Annotated in this window: 16 protein-coding genes; 9 read left to right on the top strand and 7 right to left on the bottom strand. The window is 43.8% G+C overall.

What is annotated here, in order from left to right; all coding sequences use genetic code 11:
- Positions 1-164: 164 nt before the first annotated feature.
- From AAA943_RS19170 to ade, 3 genes are all read right to left on the bottom strand, one after another.
- Entirely contained in the window at positions 165-716 is a 552-nt protein-coding gene (locus AAA943_RS19170) for a hypothetical protein (RefSeq protein ID WP_338225950.1), read from the bottom strand.
- Between the two features lie 6 nt (positions 717-722).
- The gene (locus AAA943_RS19165; RefSeq protein ID WP_338225948.1) at positions 723-1,877 is read right to left on the bottom strand and encodes a hypothetical protein; all 1,155 of its coding nucleotides are present in this window, start codon (positions 1,875-1,877) and stop codon (positions 723-725) included.
- 155 nt (positions 1,878-2,032) lie between these two features.
- Positions 2,033-3,661 carry an adenine deaminase gene (gene ade / locus AAA943_RS19160; protein ID WP_338225946.1) on the bottom strand — a complete coding sequence of 543 codons (1,629 nt, stop codon included), beginning with the start codon at positions 3,659-3,661 and terminating at the stop codon, positions 2,033-2,035.
- Between the two features lie 126 nt (positions 3,662-3,787).
- Between ade and cmk the strand changes: the two genes are divergently transcribed.
- From cmk to AAA943_RS19115, 9 genes are all read left to right on the top strand, one after another.
- Positions 3,788-4,492 (top strand): (d)CMP kinase, encoded by a 705-nt coding sequence (cmk, locus tag AAA943_RS19155; RefSeq protein WP_338226046.1) that lies wholly within the window; start codon positions 3,788-3,790, stop codon positions 4,490-4,492.
- Positions 4,476-5,372 (top strand): 4-hydroxy-3-methylbut-2-enyl diphosphate reductase, encoded by an 897-nt coding sequence (locus AAA943_RS19150; protein ID WP_338225945.1) that lies wholly within the window; start codon positions 4,476-4,478, stop codon positions 5,370-5,372. Before cmk ends, AAA943_RS19150 begins: the two co-directional genes overlap by 17 nt.
- A 120-nt stretch (positions 5,373-5,492) precedes the next feature.
- Entirely contained in the window at positions 5,493-6,836 is a 1,344-nt protein-coding gene (locus tag AAA943_RS19145; RefSeq protein WP_338225943.1) for a Na(+)-translocating NADH-quinone reductase subunit A, read from the top strand.
- A gap of 4 nt (positions 6,837-6,840) precedes the next feature.
- Positions 6,841-8,040 carry an NADH:ubiquinone reductase (Na(+)-transporting) subunit B gene (locus AAA943_RS19140; RefSeq protein WP_338225940.1) on the top strand — a complete coding sequence of 400 codons (1,200 nt, stop codon included), beginning with the start codon at positions 6,841-6,843 and terminating at the stop codon, positions 8,038-8,040.
- A complete protein-coding gene (gene nqrC, locus AAA943_RS19135; protein WP_338225939.1) occupies positions 8,027-8,794 on the top strand; it encodes an NADH:ubiquinone reductase (Na(+)-transporting) subunit C in 768 nt (255 codons plus the stop codon). The genes AAA943_RS19140 and nqrC overlap by 14 nt, the downstream gene beginning before the upstream one ends.
- 34 nt (positions 8,795-8,828) lie before the next feature.
- Entirely contained in the window at positions 8,829-9,512 is a 684-nt protein-coding gene (locus tag AAA943_RS19130) for an NADH:ubiquinone reductase (Na(+)-transporting) subunit D (protein ID WP_338222014.1), read from the top strand.
- 15 nt (positions 9,513-9,527) lie between these two features.
- A complete protein-coding gene (gene nqrE / locus AAA943_RS19125; RefSeq protein WP_338222013.1) occupies positions 9,528-10,139 on the top strand; it encodes an NADH:ubiquinone reductase (Na(+)-transporting) subunit E in 612 nt (203 codons plus the stop codon).
- A gap of 119 nt (positions 10,140-10,258) precedes the next feature.
- Positions 10,259-10,885 (top strand): 3-keto-disaccharide hydrolase, encoded by a 627-nt coding sequence (locus AAA943_RS19120; protein ID WP_338225937.1) that lies wholly within the window; start codon positions 10,259-10,261, stop codon positions 10,883-10,885.
- 68 nt (positions 10,886-10,953) lie between these two features.
- Positions 10,954-11,514 (top strand): DUF502 domain-containing protein, encoded by a 561-nt coding sequence (locus tag AAA943_RS19115; RefSeq protein WP_338225935.1) that lies wholly within the window; start codon positions 10,954-10,956, stop codon positions 11,512-11,514.
- Here the strand turns inward: AAA943_RS19115 and selD are convergent.
- From selD to dnaE, 4 genes are all read right to left on the bottom strand, one after another.
- On the bottom strand, positions 11,511-12,551 hold the full coding sequence (selD, locus tag AAA943_RS19110; RefSeq protein ID WP_338225934.1) for a selenide, water dikinase SelD: 1,041 nt from the start codon (positions 12,549-12,551) through the stop codon (positions 11,511-11,513). The genes AAA943_RS19115 and selD overlap by 4 nt on opposite strands.
- Entirely contained in the window at positions 12,541-13,578 is a 1,038-nt protein-coding gene (gene mnmH / locus AAA943_RS19105) for a tRNA 2-selenouridine(34) synthase MnmH (protein WP_338225932.1), read from the bottom strand. The genes selD and mnmH overlap by 11 nt, the downstream gene beginning before the upstream one ends.
- Positions 13,579-13,645: 67 nt before the next feature.
- Positions 13,646-13,993, bottom strand: coding sequence for a thioredoxin (gene trxA, locus AAA943_RS19100; RefSeq protein ID WP_338226045.1), 348 nt, complete (start codon positions 13,991-13,993; stop codon positions 13,646-13,648).
- 97 nt (positions 13,994-14,090) lie between these two features.
- Entirely contained in the window at positions 14,091-18,377 is a 4,287-nt protein-coding gene (dnaE, locus tag AAA943_RS19095; protein WP_338225930.1) for a DNA polymerase III subunit alpha, read from the bottom strand.
- Positions 18,378-18,695 lie beyond the last annotated feature (318 nt).

The raw sequence follows: 18,695 nt of genomic DNA, 5'->3' as shown, positions 1-18,695 counted from the left end.
TTTAGATAGAGTTTTATTTTACAACTGGAAAATATTCTTGATAACGTATTAAGATTGTCTCAAAGGTTCTTTATGGAGCCTGCGTTTTTTGCAGATACTAGTCCAAATCTTACAGAGGGGCTGTAAAAGACATGGGAAGGCTCTTTTTATATTTTCCTATATTCTTACTCTAGGACTACCATTTCGTCCCCTTCAGTAAAATGAAAAGCTTCGAAAAAGTATTCGAAAATAAAATAGCCATCTTTTTTTTCATTAGTTCCAATAGGTACTCCCCAATCCACTTTGTTTTCAAACAACAATTTGTGTGATAGATAGCGGTATCCTAAATATGTTTCTTTTACGTAGTGAATTACTTCCATTAGAGTGAAATCAAATTTTCTCTCGCTTGAGCTTGAACAGATTGTATACCTCGTGTTCTTTGGGGAAATCCCGAAATGTATTTTCTTAAAAAAGCATGTGAATATAGGGGCTTCTAGGTGAATGTAAAGATAAAAACCTATTTCTTTGTTAGGAATTACTTTTGGTATAAAGAGTGCATGGTTTGGCGATTGAATGTAAGAATAATCGAATAAGTCATTATTATTAAAAAACTTTAATATTTTGTCCCATTTGGGGGTTTTTATTCCTTCAATAATAAGATTTATTTTTTTTTCAGTTAAAGGACCCCATCGATTTTTGAACTCTTCATTAAGCTTTTTTAGCATTTCTATTTCCATGATCTTTTAGGGACAGAGGTAATTCGCCTCATTTGTTGTGACTGAACCAAAACATTGACCGTAGGAAAACCCAGCTTGGCTTCCAGTCAATCCAAAGGAGTTTTTAAGGGTATTGAAATTCTGACCAAATTTATTCTTGAATTCAATATAAATATTAGTAGCATTTATTGTACCATTATTTAACCCTTGCTGAATTTCAATTGTAGTACTGTTGAATGCCTCATTAATGATGGTGGATGCGGAAATTGAGCTAGCCGAGCTCGCCGAAAAATTAAAGCACATTGGTCCAAGTTCAACGGGAATCACTTGTCCCCTTCCTTGAAATAAGGATAAATTTACTGCAGTCATTCCTAAATTACGAATTTCTGCTGTTAAGGAATTGCCTACATTTGTAAATGAGTATGTTCCACAAATTTTTGCTACTTCCATTCCTGAATTTCCTCCTCCGCCTTGTGGGGGTTCTTCGAGACAAGCGTCTGTAGAATTCTCATTACAACTATCACCCGAACAGGTAGTATATAAATATTCTTCCCCTATAACTATACCGTTTAAAGTGTATACATAGTACCAATCTGTGCAACTCAAGATCCTTTGATTATTTTCACGAATTCCCTCTTTTTGAATTATGTAAACCTCATAACCATTGATTTGTGAATTGTTCTGATTTTCATAATTTAGATCTGACCAGATGTAGATTACTTTTTCATTATTTTGTTTTCCTTCAAAGTATTCTTTAATCAGGCTGTTTTCATTTTCCATTAAATACTCCAGGTCTAGTCCGATCAATTCTATTATGCCAGCATTTTTTATCTCTCCATCATCGGTGAATTCAAATACAATCCTTCTCAAATAAGCTTTTTCACCAAATAGTGTATTTAGTTTTCTTTTAGCGGGTACTGTAACAAATCTTGAATTGTTGATATGGGAAAGCAATGACCAATCAGGGTAAATAGTGGTGAATTCTGTGGAATGCCTAAGATTCCTCTTTGATTCATTTTCCCAATTTTCATAGTAATTTTTAGCTTTATCAGCAAGATCTTCTTTTTCTAATGTATTTAAGTTTTGTTCAAAACTATTAGGAGCTTCAATACATCCGTTTATTAAAAACCCAGTTAAAACAATTAGAATAAGGTTATGGATAAATTTTGAGTAAATTTTCATTTTTCTTAATTTAAGAATAGTTAGGGTTCAATTGATTTTGTTCGGGAAGCTCTAGAATTTCCCAGATTCGATCCTTTGGCCAAAAAGATTTCTACCAAAGTAATAGGTCGAAAAAAAAAAAACAACTAATTGGGTAAAATATTTTAAAAAATTAATCACAAGCCGAAAAATAGATCACAAAAAGCAAAATTTCGCCCATCAAACAATCCCTTATCACTCAGCTTCAAATCCGGAATTACCAGCAAGGCCATAAAACTCAGTGTCATAAAGGGAGAATTCAGGCTAGAACCCATTTCCTTGGCCATTCGGTCGATTCGGGTATAGGCTTCAGCCACCTGATAGCCGTCTTCCGGTGACATTATTCCTCCTACAGGTAGCGGGAGCACTTCCTCTTTTTCTCCCGAAACTGCCGAAATCCCGCCTTTTGCTTCGATCAGGAGATTCACGGATCTGCAGATAGACTCGTCATCGATTCCCACGGCAATGATATTATGAGAGTCATGACCCACGGAGGAAGCGATGGCTCCGGTTTTTAACCCGAAGTTTTTGATAAAAGCCACCGCAGGAGGAGCGTCCTGATAGCGGTTGACCACGGTGATTTTCAGAATGTCTTTTTCCGGATTGGATTCCGCAAAGCCATCCCGGATCAAAATTTCCCCTTCGATCTCAGGCGTAATCAGTTGCCCGTCCAAGGCTTCGATGACTCGCACTTTTAATCCTGAGGCAGAAAGCCGATAATCTTCCGGCCTTTTGAGCGAGGTGTGGAAATTATTGATCAACTCATTGTTGACTCGGGGAATCAGCGTCTTTCCGTTTTCGGCTACTTTTACTCCTTTAATATAGGTGGCCAGAACTTCAAACTGTTCCAGATCTTTTACCAAAATAAAATCAGCAGGATCTCCTTCTCGGACTTGACCCACTGGTAAGGAATAGTGAGCAATCGGATTGAGGGAGGCTGCTCTCAGCACGTCAAACACGTCTTTTCCCTTGGCGATAGCTCGGGCGGCGAGTTCATTGATATGACTGATGGCCAGATTGTCAGGATGCTTGTCGTCGGAGCAGAACATGATCATATCGGGATAGTCGTCGATCAGATCAATCAGCGCTTCAAAGTTTTTGGCGGCCGAACCTTCCCGAATAGAGATTTTCATTCCGAGTTTGATTTTGCCTAATGCCTCCTCGTAAGTGAAGCACTCGTGATCCGTGCTTGGCCCTGCAGACACATATTTTTCTGCCAGTTCTCCCATCAGGCCGGGCGCATGTCCGTCGATGGGTTTGCCGTATTTTTTTGAAATTCGAATCTTCTCCATCACGAGTGGATCTCGATGGACTGTTCCGGGCCAGTTCATCATCTCAGCGAGGTAGAGGATTTCAGAACGGCTCATCAAATTTTCAATATCATCGGCATTGATTTCGCCGCCTGCTGTCTCAAAAGGAGTAGCCGGAACACAGGAAGGGGCTCCAAAGAAAAAGTGAAAGGGCACCTGTTTGCCATTTTCGATCATGTATTTTACGCCTTGCATGCCGCTGACATTGGCTATTTCATGTGGATCGGAGATGGTTGCTACAGTTCCATGCACCACAGCCAAACGGGCAAATTCCGAGGGAACCAGCATCGAAGACTCTACATGGACATGTGCATCGATAAATCCCGGCATCAAATAGGGGAGTCCTTGTTTCGCAGCAATTTCCTGAATTGAAATAATCTTTCCCGCTTCTAAGGAGAGCTGGACAGGCTGAAGTTGTTTTTTGGGAATATTTACAAGAATGCCTTCGATAGTCATAGGGAGAAGTTTTGGGGGAGACTGGGAGGTGATTTTGGATTTATCCCTCCCTAACCCGGAAAATGGTTTGAATTAAAACTACTATATTTGCGCAAAATTCATAGCCAAACCAAGACAGGTTTTTTGATGGGCAAAGTAGTCATTGCAATAGACGGATATTCAGGATGTGGGAAGAGTTCGACCGCAAAAGCTGTTGCAAAGGCCCTAGGCTACACTTACATCGATTCTGGAGCGATGTATCGAGCGGTAACGCTTTATTTTTTGAACGAACACCTATCTCCTGGCAATCCCAAAGATGTGCAAAGAGGTCTGGAAGGCATAGACATTTCTTTCCAAATCAATCCCGATACCCAAAAGCAGGAAACCTATCTCAATGGGCTGAATGTGGAAGAAGAAATCCGAACCATGAGGGTATCCCAATCCGTAAGTGAAATAGCTGCTGTTGCCGAAATCCGACAGGCTATGGTCCGACAACAACAGCGTTTGGGGAAAAAGAAGGGAGTGGTAATGGATGGAAGAGATATAGGTTCGGTAGTGTTTCCTGAGGCAGAATTGAAAGTTTTCATGACTGCAGATTTGGAGACCCGAGCTGGAAGAAGGCAGAAGGAACTGATGGAAAAAGGAGATTTGGTGGATTTGGAAGAAATCAAGACCAACCTTGCAGAAAGGGACCGCGTGGATTCTTCCCGGGCAGCAAGTCCTTTGCTAAAGATGCCCGATGCAGCAGAAATAGATACGAGTAATTTGGAATTTGAGGAGCAAGTCCGGCAGATTGTGGATTTGGCCCAAAAAGCCATACAAAAAGAAAAAGATTATGCAGGTAACCATTGATAAAAACTCCGGCTATTGCTTCGGAGTGGAATTCGCCATCAAAATGGCAGAGGACGAAATGGAAAACAGCGATCAGCTGTATTGCCTTGGAGATATTGTACACAACGACATGGAGGTGAAGCGCCTTCGTGAAAAGGGGTTGATTGTGATCGATAGAGATCAACTAGCCGAGTTGAGCGACTGCAAAGTGCTTATTCGTGCCCATGGTGAACCGCCGGAGACTTACAAGACTGCCATCGAAAACAATATTGAACTCATTGATGCTTCCTGTCCGGTGGTGCTGAAGCTACAGCATCGGGTCAAAACTGCCTTTGACAAAATGGAGCGGGAAAATGGTCAGATTGTGATCTACGGAAAAAAAGGCCATGCGGAGGTAATCGGCCTTACCGGACAGACCCTGGAAAAAGCCATAGTGGTCATGGAAGACTCTGATTTGGAAAAAATTGACTACAACAAGCCGGTTACCCTGTTTAGTCAGACGACCAAAAGCACCAAAGGCTTTTATGAACTTTCCCAAAAAATCGAGGAGCGAATCAAAAATTCCAAAGGGGAATTGACCGAATTGGACTTTAATGCCAACGATTCCATTTGCCGTCAGGTGTCCAACAGAGAGCCTCAGCTTCAGAAGTTTGCGAAGGAAAACGACGTGATTCTCTTTGTTTCAGGCAAGAAAAGTTCCAACGGTAAGGCCCTTTATCAAGTCTGCCTGAGCGAAAATCCGAGAAGTTATTTTATCGAAAACGAAACAGAGTTGCAGGCAGAGTGGTTTAACCCTGAGGATAAAATTGGGATTTGCGGAGCTACCTCCACTCCGATGTGGCTGATGGAGCAGGTCAAAAACTCCCTGGAAACCATGGAAGAGAATCTAATTGAGGCTTGATTTCAGTGATTTGACCAACCAAGGAAAAGTTCCGATAATTCCCATCACTTTGGCTTCAATTCAAAAGGTTTTTCTTTAGATTTGGGGCGTTTTTCAAAAGCTCATAGTTCAAAAACAGATATGTCTAAAATAGTGAAGCTTAACAAGGGTTTTGACCTAAAGTTGGCAGGAAAGGCCTCTCAGGAGATGGCCAATTTCGCCCCGGCACAGACCTTCGCCCTTAAGCCGACAGACTTTCCGGGCATCCAACGCCCCAAAGTCCTCGTCCAAGAAGGAGATACCGTAAAAGCGGGTACTCCCATCCTGATCGACAAAGCCATGGATCAGGTCATCTATGCGGCTCCCGTTTCTGGTGAGATTGTCGAGATTAAAAGAGGAGAGAAAAGAAAACTTCTCGAAATCAGAATCCTAGCAGACCAAACGATTTCCCATGAAAATTTGGGTAAAATCGATCTAAACTCCGAAGATTTGGCAGCCAAGCTCGCCTCTTCCGGCGTGTGGCCAAATATCATCCAAAGACCCTTTGGAGTGGTAGCCAATCCGGCAGATAAGCCAAAGGCTATCTTCATTTCTGCTTTTGATACGCATCCTTTAGCTCCGGATTATGGATTTACACTTCAGGGAGAAGAGAAGTATTTCCAAGCTGGAATCGATGCTTTGACCAAGCTTACTTCCGGAAAGGTTCATCTCAATGTAGACGGATCCAAGCCAGTACCAGCAGTGTTTTCCGGAGTTCAGAATGTTCAGGTGAACAAGTTCTCCGGGCCTCATCCTGCGGGAAATGTAGGCGTGCAAATCCACCATATCGACCCAATAAATAAGGGAGATCTGGTTTGGACAGTAAGCCCATTTGGCGTAGTGCAGATTGGAAAGGCAGTCGTGGAAGGAATCTATGATGCTTCCAGAACCATCGCAATCACAGGATCTGAAGTGACCAAAGCTGCTTATGTGAAAACTTACGTTGGTGCCAATGTTTCCACATTTGTCAAAGGAAACCTCAATTCAGGTCATGTTCGGGTGATTTCTGGCAATGTATTGACTGGAGAAAAAATCAGTCTGGATGGGTATCTTGGATTTTACCATAATCAAATCACCGTAATTCCTGAGGGTGATTATGAGGAATTCCTCGGCTGGTTGAAGCCTAGTACTTCCAAGTTGAGCTTCCATAAAGCGCTTGGAATGTTTTCTTTCCTCAACAAAGGGGAATTTAAAGTAGATACCAATACTCACGGAGAAGAAAGACCATTTGTGGTTTCCGGTGTGTTCGAAAAGGTTCTTCCTATGGACATTCTTCCCACCTACTTATTCAAAGCGATTATCGCTGAGGATTTTGATGAAATGGAAGAATTGGGACTATATGAATTGGTCGAGGAAGATGTAGCCTTGTGTGAATTTGTAGATCCTTCCAAGAATGATTTGCAGGAGTTGGTAAGAAATGGGATTGAATTATTAATGTATAGTTAAAGATATGAAGGCGTTACAAAATCTCTTCGACAGTGTCAAGCCGAACTTTGAAAAGGGAGGCAAATGGGAAAAGTTTTATACCCTTTATGAAGGTCACCGAACCATTGCTTTTGCTCCTGATTTGACCACAAAGGCCAAAGGTGCTCAAATTAAAGATGCTACCGATCTGAAGCGAGTGATGATTACCGTGGTGATTGCCATGATTCCGGCTCTGCTTTTCGGTATCCTCAATGTGGGACATCAGCACTTCATCGCCACTGGTGAGGAAGCTACTTGGGTAGACAAAGCCATCTTTGGAGCCTGGTCTGTTCTCCCGATTGTGATCGTTTCTTATGCAGTAGGTTTGCTCACCGAGTTTACTTTCTGTGTGATCAGAAATCACCCCATCAGTGAAGGCTATTTGGTGACGGGCATGCTGATTGCTTTAGTCATGCCTCCTTACATTCCCCTATGGCAAGTTGCTTTGGCTACAATTTTCGCCGTAGTCGTGGGTAAGGAAGTTTTTGGCGGCACGGGAATGAATATCCTTAACGTAGCGATGACTGCGAGAGCATTCCTTTATTTCGCTTATCCTGCTCAGATCTCTGGTGATCAAGTTTGGACCTATTTGTCTGACAAGACGGCTGTAGATGGTTTCTCAGGTGCAACCGCTTTGGCAGTGGCATACAACGCAGGGATAGAAGGAACTCCAGTTGTAGACGCACTAGCTACACACAATGCCTCGACTGGTGCTGACTTCAGTTTCTTTAATATGTTTATGGGATGGATCCCGGGTTCCATCGGTGAGACTTCCACTTTGATGGCTCTTTTGGGTGCCGTGATATTGATTGGTACAGGAGTAGCTAGCTGGAAGATTATTGTATCCGGTTTTGCAGGTGCCTATTTGATGGGCTTGGTGATGAATATTTTCGCTGTAAATGAGTTTATGGCCATGCCGCCTCAGTACCACTGGGTAATGGGAGGTTTGGCTTTTGGAGTAATCTTTATGGCCACTGACCCGGTATCTGCCGCACAAACCGAAGTAGGTAAATGGATTTATGGTTTGCTGATCGGTATGCTCACTGTGATTATCCGAGTTACCAATCCAGCTTATCCGGAAGGTATTATGCTAGCCGTTCTGTTTATGAACGTGTTTGCACCTTTGATCGATTATTATGTAGTAAAAGCCAATAAAACAAGGAGGTTACAACGTGCAACAGTCTAACGTTTACATTATCACATTTTCGGTCATATTGACCGTGGTTCTTGGTCTGCTTTTATCAGGTACTTCCCAGGTTTTGGGTCCTTTGCAAAAAGAAGCCATTGCCTTGGACAAGAAAAAGCAAATCTTGGGTGCTGTGATTTCCGGCGAGGAAATCGACGCTATGACCCCTGAGCAAATCAATGCGTTTTATGCCAACAGAATTTCTTCTGTAGTGGTAGACATCAATGGCAAAGAAGTAACTGAACAAGCTGGTGCGCCTGTCACTGCTGAAAATGTAGACATTGCTAAGAACTACAAAAAGCCTGCTGATCAGCGCTTGTTCCCGGTTTTCATCTTCCATGCTGAAGGAAATAATGAAGCTGTTGAGTCCTACATTTTTCCTCTATATGGAGCTGGTTTGTGGGATGCGATCTGGGGCTATCTTGCTTTGGATACAGATATGAATACTGTGGGAGGGATTACCCTAGCCCATGCAGGTGAAACTCCGGGTTTGGGAGCAAGAATCACTGAGCCGGGAGTACAAGAAAGATATGTTGGAAAGGAGATATTCAATGAAAGTGGTGAATTGGTTGCCATTTCAATGCAGAAGGGTGAGGGTAAAGATTATTCCTCCGATCCACATAAAGTAGATGGTATGTCCGGAGCCACCATTACAGGTAACGGAGTAAATTCCATGCTGCAAAACTACCTAGGCTACTACAAGTCTTTCATCGAATCCAAAAAGAGTAATCAGGCAGTTGCTGAGGCTCTTTAATCTCAACTTTCCACCTTTCTAGAAATAAAGACCTATGAGTGCTGAAACTATAGAAAAAGCGATTGAAAAGAAGCCTGCTGAGGCCCTTCTTTCCAAGCGTAGAAAAAAACTGGTTACTGATCCTCTAGTAGATGACAACCCGATCACCATTCAGGTTTTGGGTATCTGTTCTGCTTTGGCGGTGACAACTCAGATGAAGCCTACTCTAGTAATGGCGATATCTGTAATCTTCGTAGTGGTCATGTCCAACTTGGCCATTTCCCTATTGAGAAATACCATCCCAACCCGAGTTCGAATTATTGTTCAGTTGGCAGTAGTGGCTACTTTGGTAACCTTGGTATCCGAGGTGCTGAAGGCTTTCGCCTACGACATGTACAAAGAACTTTCTGTATTTGTGGGTTTGATCATTACCAACTGTATCGTAATGGGCCGCTTGGAAGCATTTGCTCTGGGGAACAAGCCTTATGACTCAATCCTAGATGGCTTGGGTTCTGCCTTGGGTTATTCCTGGATCATTCTTGCGGTAGCTTTCTTCCGCGAACTATGGGGTTCTGGTTCAGTATTCGGAGTTCCGGTATTTGATTATGTTTCCGGTCTTTTTGGTCCTGACTTCAAGTTGGCTACCAATGGCTTGATGGTTTCACCTGTAGGTGCTTTTATCATCTTGGGTTTGATCATTTGGGTGCAGCGCACCAAAACAGGGTATGTAGAACACTAAAAATCGCTTAGAAAAATGGACTTAATTAATCTTGGAATCCGGTCGATCTTTATCGACAACATGGTTTTCGCCTACTTCTTGGGGATGTGTTCTTTCCTTGCCGTTTCCAAAAAAGTAAGCACAGCCCTTGGCTTGGGTGCTGCAGTTATTTTCGTATTGACGGTGACTGTTCCTGTCAACTGGTTATTGAACGAATTTGTATTGAAAGAAGGAGCCTTGGCTTGGGCAAACGCATCTTTAGCGTCTGTTGATTTGACTTTCCTTCGCTTTATCATGTTTATCGCCATCATCGCAGCGATGGTGCAGTTGGTAGAGATGGTTGTCGAAAAATTTGCTCCTGCTCTTTATGGTCAGTTGGGTATCTTCCTTCCTTTGATTGCTGTAAACTGTGCTATCTTGGGTGGTTCCCTGTTCATGGCTCAAAGAGATTATACTTTTGCCGAATCTGCCGTTTATGGATTTGGTTCAGGTACGGGCTTCTTCTTGGCTATCGTAGCATTGGCTGCTATCCGTGAAAAATTGAAATATTCTGCAGTACCTGATGGATTGAAGGGATTGGGTATTACCATGCTTTTGACCGGTTTGATGGGTATTGCCTTCATGTCCTTTATGGGGATTGACCTTTAATAATAAATGGAATAAAATTAGGCTCCGGAGAGGTTCTTCGGAGCTTTTTTGTTTCTGACGGTAAAGCAATCTTACCAAATATGCTTTATCTTGATCCTTGCTAATCAAAACCTTGCCTTATGAAAAAACTTACTTTCCTTTTTGCCTTCACCTTTCTTTCTGTGACTGTTTTTGCTCAAAAGGGAGAATGGATTGAGCTTTTCAATGGAAATAATCTGGATGGCTGGAAAGTTTCTGAAAACCCAGGTTCCTTCACGGTAGAAGATGGGGTCATCAAAGTGGCCGGACCTCGTGGACATGCCTTTTATGTGGGGCCTGTTGGCGATCATGACTTCAAAAACTTCGAGCTGATGGTAGAGGTAAAGACCATGCCTAAGGCCAATTCCGGCATATTTATTCATACCGAATACCAAGATACTGGGTGGCCCAATGTAGGCTATGAAATTCAGGTAAATCAAAGCCATGGAGACTGGAGAAAAACAGGCAGTGTGTATTCCTTCCAGGATGTCCGGGAAGTATATGTAGAAGATGGAGAATGGTATACCGAACATGTAATTGTAGAAGGAAGTAAAATTACGGTCAAAGTAAATGGCCAAACCATCAATGAATACGATGAGTCCAAGGACGAAAAGCGGGGTAGCGATTTGGGTACAAAGAAGCTGAGCGGTGGTACCATCGCTCTTCAGGCCCATGACCCGGAAAGCGTGATTTACTATCGAAGTGTCAAAGTGAAAATTTTAGATTGAAATCCCTGAAGACCAACAATAAAATGCCTTTTCTTCTGATTGGGCATTTTTTTTGAAACACGTTTTATATGGCTTTTACCTATCGCAGAATCTTATCCTACTTCTTTCGAGGATTACTTTTTCTCACCCCCTTGGCTGTCACCATTTATGTGATGTATGCCATTTTCGTTTTTCTGGATAATCTGATTCCTGTGCCTATTCCCGGTATCGGGATTTTGATGGTATTGGCCCTGATTACCTTTATTGGCTATTTGGCCAGTCTCTTCTTCACCAAGCCTTTCTTTGAGTGGTTTGAGCGGGGAGTGTTTAAGATTCCTTTGGTTAACCTGCTTTATACTTCTATCAAGGATTTGATGGGGGCTTTTGTGGGGGAAAAGAAAAAATTCAGCTCTCCGGTCATTGTGGAAATTTCGGACTCTATGTGTCGCTTGGGTTTTATCACGCAAGAAGATATGTCCGTGGTGGGAAAAGAAGACATGGTAGCGGTGTATTTTCCGCATAGTTACAATGTGTCCGGAAATGTATTTTTAGTCAAAAAGGAAAAGGTGACTCCGCTTCGAGGGGTGAAAAGCTCGGATGTGATGAAGTTTATGGTATCAGGTGGAGTCTCGAATTTGGAACCTCATTAGACTACCCGTACTCGAAACTCTTCCGCAGCCATAAATCTGCCGATTTCCCAGAATACCTCTTTGGCTTGTTTCATGGTAGCTTCAAACCAATCTTTGTTTTCAGGAGCAACTGCAATCAGTAGACCACCACTGGTCTGAGGATCGCAGAATTTGACCAAATCCATTCCTTGAATTCCGGTAACTTTAGAACTGAAGGCGTTCCAGTTTCGGTAAGTATTGTCTGGGAAAATAAACTGGTTGATGTAGTCCTGTATCCCCTCGATTAAAGGAATTCTTCCCAATTCGATCTCAGCACTGAGTCCTGCCCCTTCCGCCATCTCAATCAGGTGGCCCAACAGTCCAAATCCAGTCACGTCGGTCATGGCGTGGACTTCCTCATGATTGCCTAGGATCTCTCCGATTGAGTTTAGCTTACAAGCAGTATCCAGAAGGTTCCAATAGTCTTTTTCTTGGATTTTGCCTCTTTTCAAGGCCGTTGCCAATACGCCGACGCCGATCGGTTTGGTCAGAAAAATCAAATCTCCCTCTTTAGCACCGGAGTTGGTTTTGATCTTTTTGGGATGAATAATTCCGTTGACTGAAAGCCCAAAAATCGGGTCCTTTGCGGCAATACTATGTCCGCCGGCAAGCTCAATTCCTGCTGAATTACAAATACTTTTGGCTCCCTCCAATACCTTCGCTGCAAGCTCTGGAACCAGCTTTTCCACCGGCCAACTCAAAATCGCATTGGCAAAAATGGGTTTGCCGCCCATAGCATAGATGTCTGAAATCGCGTTGGCAGCCGAAATCCTGCCGAAATCAAAAGGATCATCGACAATCGGGGTAAAAAAATCAACCGTGTTGATTACAGCCAAGTCTTCCGAGACCTGATAGACTGCTGCATCGTCTTTGGAAGAATTGCCCACCAAGAGTTTGGGGTCTTTTTGGGAATAGGATCCGCTTGAAGCCAGGATTTGCTCCAAAATTGCGGGAGCAATCTTGCAGCCACAGCCTGATCCTTCACTCCATTCTGTCAGTCGTATTGGGTTAGTTTCCATAAAGCTGGTTTTTAGCCTGTAAAAGTTGATGGATTTGGTTCTCTAGAGAAAGATGACTCAGATCCAGATGTTTTGTTTTTTCTTCCTGATGCCGTTCCAAGTCAAAATCGTAGGTTTTGTCGTAATAGATCAAAAGATTTCTTATCCAGGAGGCATGATCTTCTGATTCAATTGCAGCAATCGCTTCCTGAGTTCTTAGACCTCCCAAACGCTTCTGAAGCCTTTTCACGGCTTGAATCAGGTCTAATTTGGGAAGTTGGGCATATTCCTCTGCGATGTGTTCGATTCGTTCTTCTTCTGTTTTTTGAATATCTATGAATGGACTTTGGAGCATTTGCTCAAAAAACCGATCCGGTAGAATCACCCGGCCGATTTTTCGGCTTTCATTCTCTACCCAAATAGGCTGGGTGGAATCTAGCCTGCGAATCATTTCTGCCAAAAGATTCTCAAACTGCTCCACACTCGGCTGGGGAGGAAGCCCGATGGATCCAAAAGAGGATCCTCGGTGATTGGCTAATCCTTCGAGGTCTAGGACCTGTTCACCTCTTTGCGCGAGAGTTTTTAAAAGTTGGGTTTTACCTACTCCCGTTTTTCCTCCCAAGACCAAAAGGCAAAGATCTTTTCGGACCTCATGGAAAGTGAAATTCCGATAGGTTTTATATCCTCCTTTGAGCCGAAAGATTTCAAATCCCACCATGCTCAAGAGCCAAGAAAGAATCTGACTCCGCATACCTCCTCTCCAGCAATAGACGATGATTTTTTTCTCCGGAAATTTGGAAAGTGCTTCTTTTTGAATCAGATGAAATCGAGGTCCGACCAATTCAAAACCCTTCAAAATTGCCTCCTCAGGGCCTTTTTGTTTATATAAGGTTCCTACTTCAATCCTTTCTGAATCATTCAGAATGGGAAGATTGAATGCTCCTGGGATATGGCTTTGGGCAAATTCCCCTTCACTTCGGGCGTCGATGATTGGCATTTGCTTTCGCAAAGTCCAGAAATCATCCAAGGAAATCATCGTTTCAGCCATATCGGTGGTGAAGATAAAAAAAGCCGTGAAGTTTTCTCCACGGCTCGATTCTCAGTGTAATTAAGAATTAAAGTTGTGCATCCAGCTTTTGAGCTAGGACTGCTTTTGGCACAGCGCCGATTTGCTTGTCTACAATCTGTCCATCTTTGAAGAACAGCAGCGTAGGGATAGAGCGGATTCCGAAAGCCTGAGCTACAGAAGGATTGGAGTCTACATCCACCTTGCCGATGACTGCTTTTCCTTCATATTCTGCGGCCATTTGCTCCACCACAGGGCCTATCATTTTACATGGTCCACACCACTCTGCCCAGAAGTCTACCAATACTGGCTGATCACCGGAGATGATTTCCTCGAAATTCGCGTCGGTGATTTCAATTGCTTTTCCCATTTTATTTGTGTTTGTTTCTGTTCGGATTTTCAAATATATCAGAGAAAGTGAATCGTCGCCCGATTAGTTCCTCAGTGTTTGAAATAAATGTCTATGAATCATAGTTTCTGTCGATGATTTGCTTTCAAATCACCCTGTAAATTACTTCTGGGATGGATTTTAGTTCCTGAATCATCTCCGAACTGGGGTCCACGGTGATTTTTTTGGAAAAGAGCTCCAAGGTGATGTTTTCTTTTTTGTCAATCACATCAATAAATAGCTTGGCTGCCCCTTTGTATTTGGTGGTGATCGCTTCCAATTTTTCCATCAGGTCCAAATTCAGATTATCCAAGTCGATATGCACCCGGATTCCCTTTACCATTTTTCCCCTGACTTCACTGAGGAGCATCATGGTATTGATCTTGAATTCCAGCTCGTTTTCATTGCCCCATTTTCGCTGTTCTGCTTTTCCTGTGAGGAAAATAAACCACCCCGTCATGAAGTATTCTTTGTACTTGACATAGTCCTCCCCAAAGAGGAAGAAGGTGTGTGACCCGTGATAATCTTCCAGAGTCAAGGTACCAAAAGGCTTACCGTTTTTGGTCGTTCTATGGGCAAAAGAAGCCACCGAGCCTGCCATTTTCAGTTCTTTCCCTCTCAGACTCTCCAAATCCGAAAGGGCTGTCAGGGCACAATTGGTAAAAGATTCGATTTCCAGCTTGTATTGATCCAAAGGATGCCCGGAAATAAAAAGCCCAACCACTTCCTTTTCGATATTCAATTGTTGAATCTGTGAGAAAGGCTCCATCGGTGCCACGGAAGGCAGTGGGATTTCAGCATTTCCGCCACCGCCTCCGAAAAGGCTGACTTGTGCACTTTCTTCCTCCTGCTGCACTTTTTGGGCATATTTGGTCGCTTTTTCGATGAGTGTAATGTCTCCATCGGGAGCTTCCAGGTATTGACGGCGATGATGCTCTTTGAAGCAGTCAAATCCTCCTGCCATGGCCAAAGCCTCCATCGTCTTTTTGTTCAGGGCCCGGGAATTTACCCGCTTGGCAAAGTCAAAGATATTTTTGAAGAATCCGCCTTTCTCTCTTTCCTTGATGATTTCCTCTACTGCCGCCGCTCCTGCTCCTTTGATGGCTGCCAGTCCAAAGCGGATTTCTCCAGCGGCATTGACTGTAAAGCCACTTTTGGATTCGTTGACATCTGGACCTAAAACCAGGATCCCCATCCGTTTGCACTCCTCCATGAAGAAAGTCACCTGAGTGATGTCATTCATGTTGTTACTGAGTACTGAAGCCATGTACTCTGCAGGATAGTGGGCTTTGAGGTAGGCTGTCTGATAAGCTATCCATGCATAGCAGGTGGAGTGGGACTTGTTGAAGGCATAGGAAGCAAAAGCTTCCCAATCCGTCCATATTTTTTCCAGTTTTTTTGGTTCATGTCCTTTTGCCGCTGCTTGTTCGATGAATTTGGGTTTCATCTTGTCCAGTACGTCCTTTTGCTTTTTACCCATGGCTTTACGTAGCACGTCTGCCTCACCTTTGGTAAAGCCGGCGAGTTTTTGGGAAAGGAGCATAACCTGCTCCTGGTAAACGGTAATCCCATAGGTCTCCTCGAGATACTCCTTCATATCATCGAGGTCATAGGTGATTTCTTTTTTGCCGTGCTTTCGATCAATAAACTCCGGGATGTAGGCCAAAGGTCCCGGACGGTAGAGCGCATTCATGGCAATCAAATCGGCAAAAGCCGTGGGTTTCAAATCCCGCATGTATTTTTGCATTCCGGGACTTTCATATTGGAAAATGCCGACCGTCTCACCTCTCTGGAAAAGTTCGTAGGTCTTGATATCATCTATAGGAAAGGCATCGGCATCTAGTTGGATTCCATGCTTCTCTTTGACAATTTTGATCGCATCTTTGATCAAGGTCAGGGTTTTGAGACCCAAAAAGTCCATCTTCAGCAGGCCGGCGGATTCTACAACCGAGTTGTCAAACTGGGTGCAAAACATGTCTGAGTCCTTAGCCAAAGCAACCGGGACAAAATTGGTGATGTCATCCGGAGTAATGATTACCCCACAGGCATGGATCCCCGTATTCCTTACCGAACCCTCCAGGACCGTTGCCTGATTGACCGTTTTGGCCAGTTCGTCCTGTCCCTGTGCGATCCGCAGCAATTCTTCTGCTTTTTGGATCAGTTCCCCCTGTCCTTTGAGCTTTTCGTGAAGGGAAGGACGATTTTTTGCAAGATCAAACAAGGCTTTTAATTTGATATCCGGAACCAAATTGGCTAAGCGTCCGGCCTCCTGCAATGGTAAATTGAGCACCCGGGCGGTATCTCGGATCGCAGATTTTGCGGCCATAGTGCCGTAGGTGATGATTTGAGCGACTTGATTGGAACCGTATTTTTTGATCACATAGTCGATGACATCCTGTCGTCCTTCATCGTCAAAGTCAATGTCAATATCGGGAAGGGATACCCGGTCCGGATTCAGAAATCTCTCAAAAAGCAGATCGTACTCAATGGGATCTACATTGGTAATTCCTACACAGTAGGCTACAGCCGAACCAGCCGCAGACCCCCGTCCCGGGCCAACGGATACCCCCATGTCCCGAGCAGCTCGGGTAAAGTCCTGGACAATCAAAAAATAGCCTGGATATCCTGTTTTTTCGATTGTTGCCAATTCAAAATCCAATCGCTCCTGAATCTCCGGGGTAATTTCTTTGTACCGTTTTTTGGCGCCTTCATAGGTCAGGTAGCGTAGGTAAGCATTTTCCCCTCGCTTTCCTCCATCTACCTCATCCTCTGCATGCTTGAATTCCTCAGGAATGTCAAATTTGGGCAGCAATACCTCCCTGGCTAGCTTGTAAGCTTCGCACTTGTCCACGATTTCCTGAGTGCACGCTATGGCTTCCGGAAGGTCCGCGAATAGCTTTTTCATCTCCTCGGGACTCTTGAGGTAAAACTCATCATTGGGAAACCCATATCGGAACTCTCGGCCTCGCTTGCCGATGTATTTTTTGGGCTTTTCTACGAGTTCACCATCCTTCACACAGAGCAAAATGTCATGAGCTTTGGCGTCTCCTTTGTCGTTGTAGTAGGTGTTGTTCGCTGCGAAATACTTGACATTATATCGCTTCGCAAACTCGAGAAGAACCTCATTTACTTTTTCTTCTTCGGGTATCCCGTGCCGATTGAGCTCCACGTAGAAGTCTTCCCCGAACTGCTCTTTCCACCAAAGGAAAGCCTCCTCGGCTTGGGTTTCACCTACATTGAGAATCAGATAAGGAATTTCCCCCCAAAGACCTCCTGTAGTGGCAATCAAGTCCCCTTTGTATTGGACCAAGACTTCTTTGTCAATTCGAGGTAAGTAGTAAAACCCTTCAATATTAGCATAGGAGGCCAACTTAGCCAGATTGTGATAGCCGGCTTTGTTTTTGGCAATTAGGACGGTTTGATAGCCGTCATCCTTATTGGCTTTGTTTTTTCGGTCCCGGCAGAGATTAAACTCACATCCCAAAATGGGCTTGAGTTCTTTCCCCATCGCTTCCTTTACGAAATGGAAAGCTCCCATCATGTTTCCGTGGTCGGTCATGGCTATAGCAGACATGCCCATGGATTTGGCTTTGGCTACGATGGCAGGGATTTCGGAGGTAGCTTGGAGTACAGAGTATTGGGTGTGGACATGGAGATGGGTAAATGGAACATCTGCCAGATCGGAGATATCCGCTTTGCCGGCTTGCTTCAAAATGTCTTTAGCAGCCTTTTGCTCGTCTTTGGCTTGGACAAAATTGGCTTCTGCCAACTTAGGCGCCTCATAGATTACCTCTTCGAGCAAAATTCCCGGTTCGGGTTTTTGCACGCCCTGAGTGATCAGTCCAAAAAAGCATCGGGCCGTTGCATCCACGTCATAGGCCGCATCGTGTGCATCGTCAAATCCGACTCCAAAAAGCTTTTGATGCAGTTCCGTCAGGGTTGGCCATTTGAATTTTCCGCCTTTCCCGCCGGGAAGAGCACAGAAATCTGTGGAGATGTCTTTCGTATCAAGCTCAGCCTTGCTTTCCAGTGGCATCACCAGCTCAGCGCGCAGGTATTCTGAACCCACCACATTGATATCAAACCCGATATTATGGCCTACCAAGAATTTGGCTTGCACTACATCCTCACGGAAGACTTGGAGGATTTCCTTCAGGTCATGCCCCTCGGCTAATGCTCGCTTGGTGGAGATGCCGTGGACTTTTTCGGCATTATAGGGAATGGTAAATCCCTCCGGACGGATGATGTAATTGTGATTGGAAATGAGCTTGCCTCGGGCATCGTGCAGCTGCCAGGCGATCTGAACCAGCCTGGGCCAATTGTCCACATCGGACATGGGAGCATTGTAGTCCCGGGGCAAACCGGTAGTCTCGGTATCAAAAATAATGTACATACTTCTAGCGGAAATGAGGCTTCAAATTAGGGGATTATGCCCAAGCAAAAAATCGATTGGCGGGAATTGTCGCAAATAAAATCTAAGGAACTGGTTTTCTTTTAATTATGATTAATTAACTGATAATCAAGTAGTAGTATGTTTTTCAGTTTGAAAATGTACGGGTTTTGTTTTCAAATTATGCAGATTTTTGAATTGCTTGAAGCAAATAAAATCCCGGAAGAAATAAAGCAATAGCTATCCTCTTTTTGAAATGGGAGCAGAGGCCAAGTATATCTCGAAAAGTACACTTATCAGTCTAAACTGTAGCTGAAAAGA

The organism is Algoriphagus confluentis, from assembly GCF_036245625.1.
In the GTDB taxonomy this organism is placed as follows: Bacteria; Bacteroidota; Bacteroidia; order Cytophagales; family Cyclobacteriaceae; genus Algoriphagus; species Algoriphagus confluentis.
The sequence above is the reverse complement of the archived record's forward strand: the minus strand, read 5'-3'. Positions and strand labels throughout refer to the sequence as shown.